The following is a 13,660-nucleotide window of genomic DNA, read 5'->3' as shown; positions in this document are numbered from 1 at the left end:
TGAATAAGAACCATTATCATCTATGTGATTGAGTTTGTAAATTAATTGGAGAATTTGAATGAGCAATGCGCCCGTGAATAACGGCCGACGACGCTTTTTAACTGCTGCAACTTCGGTTGTTGGTGGTGTAGGTGTTGTTGGTGTGGCTGTGCCTTTCATTGGTTCTTGGAACCCTAGTGCCAGAGCGAAAGCTGCTGGTGCTCCGGTTGAAGTCAATGTGAGTAAAATCGAGCCTGGTCAACTAGTTCGTGCTGAATGGCGTGGTAAACCTGTATATGTAATTCGTCGTACTGACGAAATTATTTCGGCATTACCAAAGCATGATGGTCAACTTCGTGATCCGAACTCAGAAGAACCACAACAGCCAGAGTATGTGAAAAACGCACATCGCTCAATTAAGCCTGAGATCATGGTTGCACTCGGTGTTTGTACTCACTTAGGTTGTGCACCTACTCATCACAAAGGTGATTTCGAACAACACGTAGCTGGTGTTAAAGACGGTTTCTTCTGTCCATGTCACGGTTCTAAGTTCGATATGGCCGGTCGAGTTTTCCAAGGTGTTCCTGCACCACTTAATTTATCAGTTCCAGACCATTCTTTCCCTAACGAAGACACCTTACTAATTGGTGTTGCCCCAGGAGATGCATAATGAATAATTTTCTGGCTTGGATAGAACAGCGTCTTCCAGTAATGGAAGCGATGAATAAACACGTTGTGCAGTACCCTGCACCGAAAAACTTTAACTTTTGGTACTTCTTTGGCTCACTAGCCATGTTAGTACTGGTTAACCAAATCCTAACGGGTATCTGGTTAACCATGAACTACGAGCCATCAGGTGACGGTGCGTTTGCTTCTATTGAATACATCATGCGTGATGTTGATTACGGTTGGTTGCTACGCTATATGCACTCAACAGGTGCGTCAGCATTCTTCGTTGTGGTTTACTTACATATGTTCCGTGGCTTAATGTACGGTTCATACCAAAAACCGCGCGAGCTACTGTGGATCTTCGGTATGCTAATCTTCTTAGTATTAATGGCTGAAGCATTCATGGGTTACTTATTGCCTTGGGGTAACATGAGTTACTGGGGGGCACAGGTAATTATCTCCTTATTCGGTGCAATACCTGTTGTGGGTGAAGACTTAGCAACTTGGATCAAAGGTGACTACGTTATCTCTGGTGCAACGCTTAACCGTTTCTTCGCGCTACACGTAATTGCATTACCATTAGTACTTGTCGTACTTGTGTTCTTGCACATTTTAGCACTACATGAAGTAGGTTCTAACAACCCAGACGGTACGAACATTAAGAAGCCTAAAGGTAGCATGAAGCCTGAAGAGCTTTCTAAGTTCAAGTTCCACAAACAGTACGCTGATAAGTACGACATTGTTGATGCGATTCCGTTCCACCCATACTACACAGTAAAAGATATTATGGGTGTTGCTGGTTTCCTTATTTTCTTCTGTTGGGTAATGTTCTTCTTCCCAGAAGGCGGCGGTTACTTCTTAGAGGCGCCTAACTTCACGCCTGCAAATGGCCTTAAAACACCTGAGCACATCGCGCCAGTATGGTACTTCGGTCCGTTCTACACGATTTTACGTGTTGTTCCAGACAAGTTAATGGGTACCTTATTAATGTTCGCAGCAATCGGTGTACTATTTGCCTTACCTTGGTGTGACCGCGGTACGGTGAAGTCAATTCGTTACCGTAGCAAGTGGCACTTATTGAACTTAACGCAGTTTGCTATCTGTTTCGTTATCCTAGGTATTCTAGGTACATTACCAGCATCAGACACTGCTAACTTAGTAGGTTCAATTGCAACTATTGGTTACTTCGGTTTCTTCTTAGCCATTTGGTTGTACTCGAAGAATGAAAACACTAAGCCAGTACCAGAAAGGGTGACCAAATAATGAGAAAGCTTTTTATTACTTTATTGGCTGTATTGCCGGTATTCGCATTCGCAGCTGGTCCAAGCATTCCATTGGATGCGGCGAATAACGACTTATCAGATAAAGAATCGCTAAAGCGTGGTTTTAAGTCATACATCAACTACTGTCTTGGTTGTCACCAGCTTCAGTACCAACGTTACAACCGCACGTTTGCTGATTTAGGTATTAGTGACGAAGAAGGTAAAGCTGAGTGGATGTTCACTGGTGAAAAAGTGGGTGATCACATCACTAATACAATGCCAGCGAAAGAAGCTGCTGCATGGTTTGGTGCTGCGCCACCAGATTTAACACTTGAAGCTCGTTTCCGTAGCCCAGACTGGATCTACACTTACTTACGTTCTTTCTACGTTGATGAGTCTCGTCCATTTGGCGTGAACAACAAAGTATTTAAAGACGTTGGTATGCCACACGTATTGCAAAACCTGCAAGGTATTCGCACGATGGACGAGCACGGTGTGTTATCTGCACCAGTTGGCGGCACCATGACCGAAGCTGAATACGACGAGTTTGCTCGTGACTTAACTAACTTCCTTGAGTACGTTGGTGAGCCGAACAAACTAGAGCGTAAGACGTTAGGTAAGTGGGTTATTGGCTTCCTATTCATTCTATTTGTGCTTTCTTACTTCTTGAAGAAAGAATACTGGCGTGACGTTCACTAATCTCTTAGTGAACTAGCACCACAAGTTTAAAAAGGCAGCGTAAGCTGCCTTTTTTGATCTAAACGTATGTGTGTTATCTGGTCTAACCAGTTTTAATTTTTCATCAATTTTTAGTATCATAGAACACTTTGTTACGAGTTCCGTAACGTCTATTTTATTTAGTGTATGTAAGTCATGCACTTATCACGCATATCTTTGGAGATACTATGGCTGTTGCTGCAAACAAACGCTCGGTTATGACCTTATACTCACACGCGGATGACATGTATAGTCACCAAACACGTATTGTATTGGCTGAGAAAGGTGTCGGTGTTGATATTCACTTAGTTGACCTAGCTAACTTGCCGGAAGACCTAATTGATTTGAACCCTTACGGTACAGTACCAACTTTAGTTGATCGCGAATTAGCGTTATACGAAGCGAAGATCATTATTGAGTATTTAGATGAGCGTTTCCCGCATCCACCGCTAATGCCTGTTTACCCTGTATCTCGTGGCCGTAGCCGCCTAATGATGCACCGCATTGAGCAAGACTGGTATAGCCTAGCAGAAACCATCATGAAAGGTGATGCAACCGCTGCAGAGAAAGCACGCCAAGAGCTTAAGGAAAGCTTATTGAGCGTAGCGCCTATCCTTAACGAAGCACCTTACTTTATGAGCGAAGAGTTCAGCTTAGTAGATTGTTACTTAGCACCGCTATTATGGCGTTTACCTGTATTAGGCATTGAACTTGCCGGCCAAGGCTCACAAGAATTGAAAAACTATATGTTGAAGTTATTCGAGCGTGAATCATTCCAAGCCTCGTTGACTGAAGCAGAGCGTGAATTACGTTTCGGTAACCCAGCGTAACTCGCACGTTTATGTCTACTCCGATAGAAATGACCTCGAATAAGCCTTATATCGTTGGGGCTTTTTACGACTGGATATCTGATAACGACCTAACACCTTACATTGTAGTTGATGTGAGTGTTTATGGTGTTATGGTGCCAATGTCGTTCGTTAATGATGGTCAAATCGTTTTAAATATCTCTTCTTCTGCCGTTGGCAGCATTGTAATGGGTGAAGCGGCCATTGAGTTTTCAGCTCGTTTTGGTGGTAAGCTAGAACACTTGGTTGTGCCATACGGCGCTATTGGTGCTATTTACGCCAAAGAAAATGGTGCGGGTACCTCATTGCCAATTGAACACCCAGAGGTTGTTGAAGAAGATGAAGCTCCTGCAAAACCTGCCTTGGCTGGTGTTGAATCAACACCAGTTGCTGGCACAGGCGAAGGCAAGGAAGCGACAGGCGCGAAAGCTACTGCAGACAAAACAACTGAAGATAAACCAGCAAAAGGCCGACCTAGCTTAAAAGTTGTTAAGTAATGCCGACTTATCTTCATTTCTAAAAAGCCGCTTTGCGGCTTTTTTTATAAATAATACCAACTTGAATAATTATTTGCTCACTCAGCGAGAATTTAAAGGCTCATAGACAAGGCTTGGCGTGCAGAGAATGGTTACTCCCTTGTCAAACGGCATAACGCAGTATATGAGCCTTTAAAACTCGCCCTTGGGAATGCATAAGCAGCATAATAACTGCACAAAATTCACTTGATGTAGAGCAACTATATCATCATAAATTTCGTTTGTTCTAATACTGCTTATGTCATTCTGAGAGACTAAATAATTAATCAAATTGGTATAAAACCCTTGTTGATCTACATTGCATATTTTGAACAGGCTTTGTATCTTGCTTAACTTATTAAGTTATAGGAAGCAAATGATGGCTGGTCCACTAGCAGGTATTAAAGTGCTTGATTTAAGTCGTATTCTTGCTGGCCCGTGGTCTACTCAGGTGCTCGCTGACTACGGTGTTGAGGTGTGGAAAATTGAGCGCCCTATCACGGGTGATGATACACGAAGTTGGGGACCTCCATTTATTTCAGGCGACAATACCCAAAACCCGGAAGATTCAGCCTATTACCTTACTGCCAATCGCGGAAAAAAGTCTTTTACGATTGATTTCACGACTGAAACTGGTCAGCGACAAGTGCGAGAGCTGGCGATGCAAGCGGATATTATTGTCGAAAACTACAAAGTAGGTGGCCTTGCTAAGTACCAACTGGATTACGCGTCGATAAAAAGTATTAACCCCAAGATAATTTATTGCTCGATCACTGGCTTTGGTCAAGATGGCCCATATGCTCAGCAAGCGGGCTACGATGCCATGATCCAAGCTATGGGTGGCTTAATGAGTATTACGGGTGAACAAGAGGAATTACCCGGTGGTGGTCCACAAAGAGTCGGTGTCGCTGTCGCCGATTTAATGACGGGAATGTATGCCGTTAGTGCTATTTTGGCGGCGCTGTATCATCGCGAGCAAACTGGTGAGGGACAACAACTCGATATTGCTTTGCTCGATACTATGGTAGCTATGCTTGCCAATCAAGGAAGTAATTACTTAGTGTCTGGACAAGCGCCTAAACCGATGGGGACTGCACACCCTAACATTGTTCCTTATCAAGCATTTGCGGTGAAAGATGGTCATATTTTTCTTGCGGTAGGTAATGACCAGCAGTTTATAAAGTGTTGTGACGTACTCGGCTGCCCTGAACTTACGACAGACACACGGTTTGCCGAAAATGCTCAGCGCGTGAACAATAGAATCGAGTTGATTACTTTAATTGGTGAACGGCTACAAACTCGCTGTTTAGATGAATGGCTAGCTGACTTTAATCAGGTGCAAGTGCCTTGTAGCCCAATTAACACACTAGATAGGGTTTTTACTAACCCTCAAGTGCAACATCGTCAGATGCAATTTGAGCTACCACATGCTGGTGCAGGTAAGGTGCCTATGGTTGCAAACCCAGTCAAGTTTTCGGCCACACCCAATGATTACCAACAGGCGCCGCCACTGTTGGGTGAACACAATGATGAGCTTGAAAGTTTAATAAATCGGAAATGCCGCCAATAGCTCTAGCGCTTGCTCATTACAATGCTCTATTGCCGCGTCAATGTCTTCTTCTGTTAAACCAAGGCTGTCGAGTATGTGTTGGCCCACGATAGTTTTTTTTGAGTACAAACCAGGATGAGAGTTATAGACTGCCAAGCGAGAGGCGACATAAAGTAAATTACTTGGAGCATCGAGCTCCTCTTGAAACGCGTGGTTAAACTCTTTAATTGGTGTAACAATAGTTAACGGCAGTTGCCATTGTTCTAACAAAGCTGCGCTGCAGTCAGCAAAGGTAAAACCGAATGTTTCTTGCTGGCGATGCCAGGGTGTTTCGTTTGAGGTATATCGTTCGCAGAATTGCACGGCATCTGGCGCGTTATGCACAATCGCCAGTAGCCCCAAATTGTGAAATAACCCAGATAAGAATATGTTATCAGCGTTGGAGATTTTTTTTCGCTGGGCAAGGAATTGGCAAATAAGCGCACATTCAACACTAATTTCCCAAAATCTCTCCATATCTGTTATTTCAGGGTTAATACTCGAAAACGCAGCGGTAACACCGTACGCATCGACCAACTTTTTCACTTGGCTAAGCCCTAATAAAATTAACGCCTTGTTGATAGAATCAATTTGCTTAGGGAAGTTGAACATCGCACTGTTAGCTATTTTTAGTAAGCTTGCCGCAATTGCTGGCTCAAGGCTTATAACATCAGCGATATCATCGAGCTTACATTCATCATTAGCCAGCATTTCCGTTAGTTTGAGGTAAATATCTGGCAACACACAGAGCTCTTGTGCTGCTTGAGCAAATTGCGCGGGCGATTTAGACATAAATAGTTCCATTAATTGCGACGTCTGTTATTTACACCTTAGTGCATTTTTGTCACAAGACAATAGGCTTGGTAGTGAATATTCGTTAATATTCAATCAATATTAACTCGCATGCCTTATAAATACTGAGATTTTATGGCTGAACCTTTTCATTACACAACCACCTTTACGCTGGATAAAACTTACCTTACTGAGTGCTATGAGCAAACCCTAGTTAAAAAGTCGTTATGGCAGGCTTATCAAAAGGCTATCGCTTTTTGTGTTATTGGTTTGGTATTGTTTTCAGTGCCTGATGTCAGTGCTTATTGGCCTAGCTTTTTAATTGCCTTAGCGGTGATTGAAGCACTGAGTGTTCGATTTGGCAGGGCATGGTGGGTTACTCGTCAACTATTAGGTAAAAGTGGCAATAACCAGGTTAATCTAGAGGTCAATGCCGAAGGTATTGCGTTAACTTCGCCATTTATTGAACAAATTTATCATTGGCAGAGTATTAAACAGATAGAGCATACCGAACATGGCCTTATCATTCACCTTGAGCAACAGCGTCAATACTTATCCAAAAGTGTGCTGTCGGCCGAGGCCATCGCTTTTATAGAAGAGCAAACATTTAGGGAAGAAAACAGTAAAGCTGCAAGCTAATAACAACGAACGGGTAGCAGCCAACAGACAATAACAATTGATTGATGTAGCGAAGTAATGACAACTCAAACGCGTTCACCACTTTTCTCTGCGAAATTTTTACTACCTTTCTCATTACTTTGGGCGGTACTCGTTGGCTTATCTGGATTTCCTGTCAGCCAACTAAGTGAGTACATCAGCTATAGCTTACTGGGCGTGTTAGGAGCAATTTTTGCGAGCTCGACAGGAGCAGGTGGCGGGGTAATATTTATTCCGATGTTTAACCACTTGTCGTTCTCTGAGATTCAATCAATCGCCACCAGTTTTGCGATTCAGTGCTTTGGTATGACTGCTGGCGCGCTCACTTGGTATCACCACTACCATAAAGAAAAGCGTGATTTGGTATTGTGGCAGGGCTTTAAACGCATTATTGCGGTGACCAGTATTGCGGCAATTGCGGGTATTTGGTCAATTTATGGCGCAAATGTCAGCTCTCCAGCAAGCCTGCATCAAAGCTTTGGCTGGTTCTCGTTAGTGCTTGGCTTATTTATTATGACAACCGTTTATCTGCTCAAGCCAAAACGCGAATCGAGCAAACTACAATATTTTGATTACCTAGCCATTATCGCTATTGGTTACTTTGGTGGCGCAATTACCGCTTGGCTATCTGTTGGGGTAGGTGAGGTGTTAGCGATTTATCTGATTCTTAGACGTTTTGATGTCACTATGTCGGTTGCTGCTGCAGTTATTGTTTCGGCATTTACTGTTTGGTCTGCAATTTGGCAACACACCTTAATAAGCTTCAGTGTCTATTGGCAAGTGGTTATTTTCGCTGGGCCTGGCGCTGTGATCGGCGGTATCTTAGCAAAATCTCTGGTGACTTACTTGTCGGCGCGTAAGCTCAAATTATTTTTCGCATTTTGGTTAATTGCCATAGGGCTAACAGAGACCTTGTAGAATAAATGAGAATAGTTCTCAAATCCCTTGACAGCTAGTAACCAGTTAATTACTCTTGCCACCATCACATCCTTAAGCATACTAATAACCTTGCATAGGCTTAATATGATCAAAAAAATTATCGGTTTAACGGCGTTCGCCGCAACACTTGTCGCTCCTGTATTTAGCGCATCGGCAGACGAAGTTAACGTGTATTCATACCGTCAGCCATTCTTAGTTGAGCCTTTGTTTAACGAGTTTACCAAGCAGTCGGGCATTAAAGTGAATGTCGTATTCGCGAAAAAAGGTATGGCAGAGCGTTTAGCCCGTGAAGGCGAGCACAGCCCTGCAGACGTACTACTTACTACCGATATTAGTCGTTTAATTGAGTTGCAAGAAAAAGGTTTATTGCAAGCGGTTAACTCTGACGTATTAGAAGCAGCAATTCCAAGCCAATATCAAGCACAAGACAATTCTTGGTTTGGCTTAACCACTCGCGTTCGTAACATTTATACCGCTAAGCGTTTAGGTGATATGGCGATTAGTTACGAAGATTTAGCAGATGAAAAATACCGCGGTAAAATTTGTACGCGCAGCGGTAAGCACCCATACAATGTCGCGCTTGTTTCTTCAATGATTGCTGAACACGGTGAAGCGAAAACGTTAGCATGGTTAGAAGGTGTAAAGAAAAACCTAGCGCGTAAACCACAAGGTAATGATCGCGGTCAAGTGCAAGCCATTCACCAAGGTCTATGTGATGTGTCGCTAGGTAACAGCTACTACTTTGGCAAAATGCTTAATGACGACAAGCAAAAAGTATGGGCCGATGCGGTAAACATTAACTTCCCTAACCAGGAAAATCGTGGTGCTCATGTAAATATTTCAGGTGTTGGCGTTGCGAAATACGCGCCACACAAAGAGGCTGCAAAAGCCTTACTTGAATTCCTAGCGTCGGACAAAGCACAGCAAATGTATGCGGAAACGAATATGGAGTATCCGGTACGTGCGGGTGTGAAAAAATCTGCGTTAGTTGCTTCATGGGGCGACTTTAAAGCTGATGATTTACCGCTAGAAACGATCGCTAGCCATCGTAAAGCAGCATTAAAATTACTTGATCAAGCAAAATTTGATTTGTGATATTTGGTCAACGTAACACTTCTTGGCTAACGCTTAGTTGGCTAATTGCACTGGCGCTATTAGCGCCAGTGCTCGTTATGCTGTTTACCAGCATAGGGAATTTTGGTGAGCTTTTTTCTCATCTTTGGCAAACCGTATTACCCACCTACATCAGCAATACCTTATTACTGACGTTTTATGTATCGCTATTGGTATTGCTATTTGGCGTGCCAAGTGCCTTCCTCATTAGTCAAACACAATTAATAAGCGCCAAATGGCTGCGTTGGGCCCTATTATTGCCACTTGCGATGCCTGCCTATTTGGTTGCCTATCTTTATACTGACTTATTTGACTACGCGGGCCCAGTGCAGCGCCTGTTAAGAGCAAGTTTTGGCTGGCAATCGCCAACAGATTATTGGTTTTTCGATTTACGCACGCTTGAAGGTGCTGCGGTTGTCTTAGCGCTGGTATTGTATCCGTACGTTTATATGCTGACTCGTACTGCGCTGGAACAGCAAGATACTAGCTTACTCAGAGCAGGGCGTACGTTAGGGTTATCAGCACGTCACGCAATGTTAAAAATTGCCTTACCTTTGGCTCGACCTGCAATCATGGTCGCGGTCACTTTAGTGATGATGGAAACCATCGCTGATTTTGCCACGGTGCAGTATTTTGCGGTTAATACGTTAACTACCGCTATTTATGATACTTGGCTCGGCTACGGTGATATGGCCGCGGCCAATGCACTGGCGAGTGTGTTGCTACTCTTTGTGCTATTTACTGTGGTTGCCGAGCAAAAAAGTCGTGCAGGGCAAAGGCATCAATCGAATCGCCCTAACTTCTCAGGCGATAAATTGGCTTTATCGTTTGGGCAGCAGGTGATGGGGCTTGTCTTTTGTTGGTTGTTAGTCATATTGGGTTTTGCATTGCCTTTTGGTTTGCTGATCGCCATGGCAATTGATTATGCTCAGCTAGACCAACTAGGCCAGCTTGCAGAAATTGGCTGGGAAACGTTGAAAATCTCAGCTTATGCGGCAACCGCTGCCGTTGCTTTGTCTTTGCTGTTGGCACTGTTTCATCGTTTTTACCCAAAATCGTTAAATCATTTGCCACTACAAATTTCTGGATTTGGCTATGCTGTGCCAGGTACTGTGCTTGCGATGGCGCTAATGGCGACATTTGGGCCGATAGATCATTGGCTAAATGATACCGCTGAATGGCTAGATTGGTCGAAGCCCGGGTTGATTTTATCCGGCACAACCTTTGCCATCATTTTTGCTTTTGTTGTCCGTTTTGCTGCTATTGCCAACGGCACAATAAGTGCGGGTATTGGCAAAATTCCACATTCAATTGATAAGGCACCAGCGAGTTTAGGCGTTGGTTTAATGGCTACTATCCGAACAGTGCACTTACCAATTTTAAAAAGTTCGGTATTTGTTGCTTGGCTATTGGTTTTTGTTGAGGCGATGAAAGAGCTGCCAGCGGTGCTTTTGCTCAGACCTTTTAATTTTGAGACCTTGAGTACCTTTATTTATCAGCTCATCTCAGATGAACGTTTGGAGCAAGGGGCAATAGGTGCAATTTTTATTGTATTGTTTGGCTTGATACCGATCATTTGGCTTAACAAAAATAAGCATTAGTCAGTTTAATAGTTAGCCTATTAGTTAGTCATTCGATTACTTTAATGTATGACTAATATTGTTACTTTAGAAAGAAATTAGAATTTGATGTCACAACTTAATCACGTAAACGCTAAACTTTTAACGGTGAGCCAGCTAGATGTAACCCTTGCTGGACAGGCCATATTGCAAAATATTGCGTTTGAATTGCATGCCGGTGAGATCCTTGGTTTAGTTGGCCCAAGTGGTTGTGGTAAAACGACCTTGCTCAACACGATTGCAGGTTTTATTGCTCAACAAGGTGGCGACATCACCATCGCGGGTAAAGCCGCTATTAACTCGAAAAACATGTTGGCGCCGGAAAAGCGCCAAGTCGGCATGATTTTTCAAGACTATGCTTTATTCCCACATTTAACGGTCGAACAAAATATTGCCTTTGGGATAAGTAAACTGCCCAAATCTGAGCTACGTGAGCGTGTTAACCAGATGCTCGAACTGTTAGCACTAACCGGTTTTAACCAGCGTTACCCACACGAACTATCGGGCGGACAACAGCAACGGGTTTCCATTGCCAGAGCGATTGCCCCGCAACCTAAGTTGTTGCTGCTAGATGAGCCGTTTTCTAATATTGATGCACGCCTTCGCCAATCATTGATGTTAGAGCTGCGCCAATTGTTCAAACAATTAAAGATCACTGCGATCTTTGTCACCCACAACAAGGATGAAGTGTTTACCTTTGCCGATAAAATGGCGGTGATGGCACAGGGGGAAATATTACAATTTGGCAGCCCAGCTGAAATCTGCCAAGCGCCCGCAAATTATCACGTTGCCGATTTTCTCCAATTAGGTAGCTGGTTGCCATGTCAAGTCAATGGAAAGTGTCTGACGAGTGCATTGGGCGAGCACGAATATGAACATGCACAAGTACAGCGTAGAGAAGATAATACAAGCGGCGATATTCACCAGCTGTTAGTTAAACCGAATCAAATCGCTTTCACTCGTGCTGAAGAAGCGAATATGGAAGTTGTTCATATTAGCGTTGCTGAGCATGGCTTTCACTATCACTTACAAAGCATTGACCAATCAACCCCTTTGGCGATTCGCCAGTTAGGGATCTATTCAGAGCAGGCATTTGCCCTGCAAGAAAAGTTAAACGTGAGTATAAAACCTCACCCCTACTTAGTTTTTAGTTGTTAGCAGTTTTAACGTTAATAATATACGCGCCACTACTGAGGTTATTATCTCCTGTTTATATCCTCAGTAGTGCAATTTATCCTCAGATTTTCATTAAACACGCAATTATTTGGGATGGCGATCCACAAAACTCCACAGAATCATCAACTTCGCTCTATCGCTTAATTTTTCTGGCTTATAGCAAGATCAAATAACCTATTCTTTGCTTGACATAGGTTTACTCAAGTCTCTAAACTGTATAAATGTGGGAAAAAGTGGGGAATCGTGGATCCTTAGGGAATTAAGCTGCAAAAACGTGGCTCAGTCCAAGGATAAGATTCTCTGAAAATAAACAGACTTATGTGATAACGAATAGTTATGGGCATAGGTAGCTAGAGGCAAACGTGTTTAGAGGCACCAGCGCAATTACGCTCGACAGCAAAAAACGCATCACGATACCAACTCGGTATCGCGAGGAGCTTATTGCTGATTGTCAGGGCAAGATGGTGTGCACCGTTGATGTTCAACAAGCTTGTTTGTTGCTTTACCCGCTTCCTGAATGGGAAGAAATTGAATTAAAACTCTGCGCTTTGTCCTCAATGGATCGAAGCGAGCGACTATTTCAACAAGTATTACTTGGCAATGCCGCCGATTGTGAAATGGATAAAAGTGGTCGCCTTTTGATCAATGGCCCGTTATGCCAACACGCTGCATTAGAAAAGAACGTGATGTTGGTTGGCCAGCTAAAGAAATTTGAGATTTGGAGTGAATCGGCTTGGCAACAGCGAATGCAGCAAGGCATTAGCCAAATCCAAGCAGGCGAAATCGAATTAACTGAAAGATTACTTGATTTGACACTATAACGAAAATGCCTGAGCAAAGTTCACATATATCTGTATTGCTTGATGAAGCAATCGAAGCCCTCGCCATAGATCCAAATGGCCGATACATCGACTGTACTTTTGGTCGAGGCGGTCACTCGGGACAAATTCTTTCCCAATTAGCCGATAACGGTGAGCTTATTGCTATTGATCGCGATCCCACCGCAATTGAGGCGGCAAAGCAGTATGGCGACGACAATCGTTTTTCGATAGAACATTTTGGCTTTGCAGAATTACAGAGTATTGCTGAGCGCCGAGAGGTGATAGGTCAAGTTGATGGCATCTTATTTGATTTAGGTGTTTCTTCACCGCAGTTAGACGAAGCTGAGCGTGGCTTTAGCTTTATGAATGACGGCCCGCTTGATATGCGTATGGATACCACGCGTGGCGAAACTGCAGCCGAGTGGTTAACACGTGTTGATGTTGAAGACTTAAGTTGGGTATTAAAAACCTTTGGCGAAGAAAAGCATGCATGGCGAATTGCCAATGCCATTGTCGACAGTCGTGAAGAAAATCCGCTAACCCGCACTGGTCAGTTGGCCAAGCTTATTCAAACGGTTGCACCACAGCGCGAAATTAAAAAGCATCCAGCAACGCGCAGCTTTCAAGCGATCCGCATGTACATCAATTCAGAGCTTGACCAAATAGAACAAGCACTTGCAGCGTCGCTTAACGTGTTAAAGCCCGGTGGCCGACTAGTGGTGATCAGCTTCCATTCATTGGAAGACCGGTTAGTAAAACAGTTTATGCGCAAGCACTCGCAAGGAAAGCAAGTGCCAAGAGGGTTGCCAGTGAGTGAGGCAGAACTACAAAAAGGGAAAAAACTTAGCTTGGTAGGCCGTAAAACCAAACCAAGTAAGGCAGAAATTGAACGTAATGTTAGAGCGCGTAGCTCAGTGTTGCGAGTTGCAGAGCGCCTAGCAGACAGCTAAGCAGCTATTGAACTA

The 13,660-nt window shown here is 43.6% G+C and carries 14 protein-coding genes; 13 read left to right on the top strand and 1 reads right to left on the bottom strand.

Going from position 1 to position 13,660, the window contains the following annotated elements:
* The first annotated feature begins 58 nt into the window (after positions 1-58).
* The 6 genes from petA to DXX92_RS15545 all read left to right on the top strand — a co-directional run bounded on the left by petA (position 59) and on the right by DXX92_RS15545 (position 5,560).
* On the top strand, positions 59-649 hold the full coding sequence (gene petA, locus DXX92_RS15570) for a ubiquinol-cytochrome c reductase iron-sulfur subunit (RefSeq protein ID WP_116001327.1): 591 nt from the start codon (positions 59-61) through the stop codon (positions 647-649).
* Positions 649-1,911, top strand: coding sequence for a cytochrome b (locus tag DXX92_RS15565; RefSeq protein WP_116001325.1), 1,263 nt, complete (start codon positions 649-651; stop codon positions 1,909-1,911). Before petA ends, DXX92_RS15565 begins: the two co-directional genes overlap by 1 nt.
* Complete coding sequence (locus DXX92_RS15560) at positions 1,908-2,609, top strand: cytochrome c1 (RefSeq protein WP_116001323.1); 702 nt, start codon at positions 1,908-1,910, stop codon at positions 2,607-2,609. Before DXX92_RS15565 ends, DXX92_RS15560 begins: the two co-directional genes overlap by 4 nt.
* Before the next feature lie 206 nt (positions 2,610-2,815).
* Complete coding sequence (sspA, locus tag DXX92_RS15555) at positions 2,816-3,457, top strand: stringent starvation protein SspA (RefSeq protein ID WP_116001321.1); 642 nt, start codon at positions 2,816-2,818, stop codon at positions 3,455-3,457.
* Between the two features lie 11 nt (positions 3,458-3,468).
* Positions 3,469-3,972, top strand: coding sequence for a ClpXP protease specificity-enhancing factor (locus DXX92_RS15550; protein ID WP_116001319.1), 504 nt, complete (start codon positions 3,469-3,471; stop codon positions 3,970-3,972).
* A 394-nt stretch (positions 3,973-4,366) separates the two neighbouring features.
* Positions 4,367-5,560, top strand: a complete 1,194-nt coding sequence (locus DXX92_RS15545; protein ID WP_245961497.1) for a CaiB/BaiF CoA transferase family protein — start codon at positions 4,367-4,369, stop codon at positions 5,558-5,560.
* Here DXX92_RS15545 and DXX92_RS15540 read toward each other — a convergent pair.
* Positions 5,534-6,370, bottom strand: coding sequence for an HDOD domain-containing protein (locus DXX92_RS15540; RefSeq protein ID WP_116002465.1), 837 nt, complete (start codon positions 6,368-6,370; stop codon positions 5,534-5,536). The genes DXX92_RS15545 and DXX92_RS15540 overlap by 27 nt on opposite strands.
* A gap of 135 nt (positions 6,371-6,505) precedes the next feature.
* Here DXX92_RS15540 and DXX92_RS15535 point away from each other — a divergent pair, with 135 nt between their 5' ends.
* From DXX92_RS15535 to rsmH, 7 genes are all read left to right on the top strand, one after another.
* Positions 6,506-7,009, top strand: coding sequence for a YcxB family protein (locus DXX92_RS15535; RefSeq protein WP_116001316.1), 504 nt, complete (start codon positions 6,506-6,508; stop codon positions 7,007-7,009).
* Positions 7,010-7,066: 57 nt separating this feature from the next.
* A complete protein-coding gene (locus tag DXX92_RS15530; protein ID WP_116001314.1) occupies positions 7,067-7,945 on the top strand; it encodes a sulfite exporter TauE/SafE family protein in 879 nt (292 codons plus the stop codon).
* A gap of 105 nt (positions 7,946-8,050) precedes the next feature.
* Complete coding sequence (locus tag DXX92_RS15525; RefSeq protein ID WP_220347665.1) at positions 8,051-9,061, top strand: Fe(3+) ABC transporter substrate-binding protein; 1,011 nt, start codon at positions 8,051-8,053, stop codon at positions 9,059-9,061.
* Positions 9,058-10,680 carry an ABC transporter permease gene (locus tag DXX92_RS15520; RefSeq protein WP_245961496.1) on the top strand — a complete coding sequence of 541 codons (1,623 nt, stop codon included), beginning with the start codon at positions 9,058-9,060 and terminating at the stop codon, positions 10,678-10,680. The genes DXX92_RS15525 and DXX92_RS15520 overlap by 4 nt, the downstream gene beginning before the upstream one ends.
* 87 nt (positions 10,681-10,767) lie before the next feature.
* Complete coding sequence (locus DXX92_RS15515) at positions 10,768-11,856, top strand: ABC transporter ATP-binding protein (protein ID WP_116001312.1); 1,089 nt, start codon at positions 10,768-10,770, stop codon at positions 11,854-11,856.
* Between the two features lie 380 nt (positions 11,857-12,236).
* Positions 12,237-12,695 carry a division/cell wall cluster transcriptional repressor MraZ gene (mraZ, locus tag DXX92_RS15510; RefSeq protein ID WP_116001310.1) on the top strand — a complete coding sequence of 153 codons (459 nt, stop codon included), beginning with the start codon at positions 12,237-12,239 and terminating at the stop codon, positions 12,693-12,695.
* A 5-nt stretch (positions 12,696-12,700) separates the two neighbouring features.
* Positions 12,701-13,645: a 16S rRNA (cytosine(1402)-N(4))-methyltransferase RsmH gene (rsmH, locus tag DXX92_RS15505; protein ID WP_116001308.1), complete on the top strand. Its 945-nt coding sequence runs from the start codon at positions 12,701-12,703 to the stop codon at positions 13,643-13,645.
* Positions 13,646-13,660: the final 15 nt, after the last annotated feature.

Source organism: Thalassotalea euphylliae (genome assembly GCF_003390395.1).
In the GTDB taxonomy this organism is placed as follows: Bacteria; Pseudomonadota; Gammaproteobacteria; order Enterobacterales; family Alteromonadaceae; genus Thalassotalea_F; species Thalassotalea_F euphylliae_C.
Note: the sequence above shows the minus strand (reverse complement) of the source record. Positions and strands in the feature narration are given on the sequence as shown.

Coding starts and splice junctions, on each gene's coding strand:
- sspA (WP_116001321.1), top strand. CDS start 2,816: ATGGCTGTTGCTGCAAACAAACGCTCGGTTATGACCTTATACTCACAC.
- petA (WP_116001327.1), top strand. CDS start 59: ATGAGCAATGCGCCCGTGAATAACGGCCGACGACGCTTTTTAACTGCT.
- DXX92_RS15540 (WP_116002465.1), bottom strand. CDS start 6,370: ATGTCTAAATCGCCCGCGCAATTTGCTCAAGCAGCACAAGAGCTCTGT.
- rsmH (WP_116001308.1), top strand. CDS start 12,701: ATGCCTGAGCAAAGTTCACATATATCTGTATTGCTTGATGAAGCAATC.
- DXX92_RS15565 (WP_116001325.1), top strand. CDS start 649: ATGAATAATTTTCTGGCTTGGATAGAACAGCGTCTTCCAGTAATGGAA.
- DXX92_RS15530 (WP_116001314.1), top strand. CDS start 7,067: ATGACAACTCAAACGCGTTCACCACTTTTCTCTGCGAAATTTTTACTA.
- DXX92_RS15525 (WP_220347665.1), top strand. CDS start 8,051: ATGATCAAAAAAATTATCGGTTTAACGGCGTTCGCCGCAACACTTGTC.
- DXX92_RS15545 (WP_245961497.1), top strand. CDS start 4,367: ATGATGGCTGGTCCACTAGCAGGTATTAAAGTGCTTGATTTAAGTCGT.
- DXX92_RS15535 (WP_116001316.1), top strand. CDS start 6,506: ATGGCTGAACCTTTTCATTACACAACCACCTTTACGCTGGATAAAACT.
- DXX92_RS15550 (WP_116001319.1), top strand. CDS start 3,469: ATGTCTACTCCGATAGAAATGACCTCGAATAAGCCTTATATCGTTGGG.
- DXX92_RS15515 (WP_116001312.1), top strand. CDS start 10,768: ATGTCACAACTTAATCACGTAAACGCTAAACTTTTAACGGTGAGCCAG.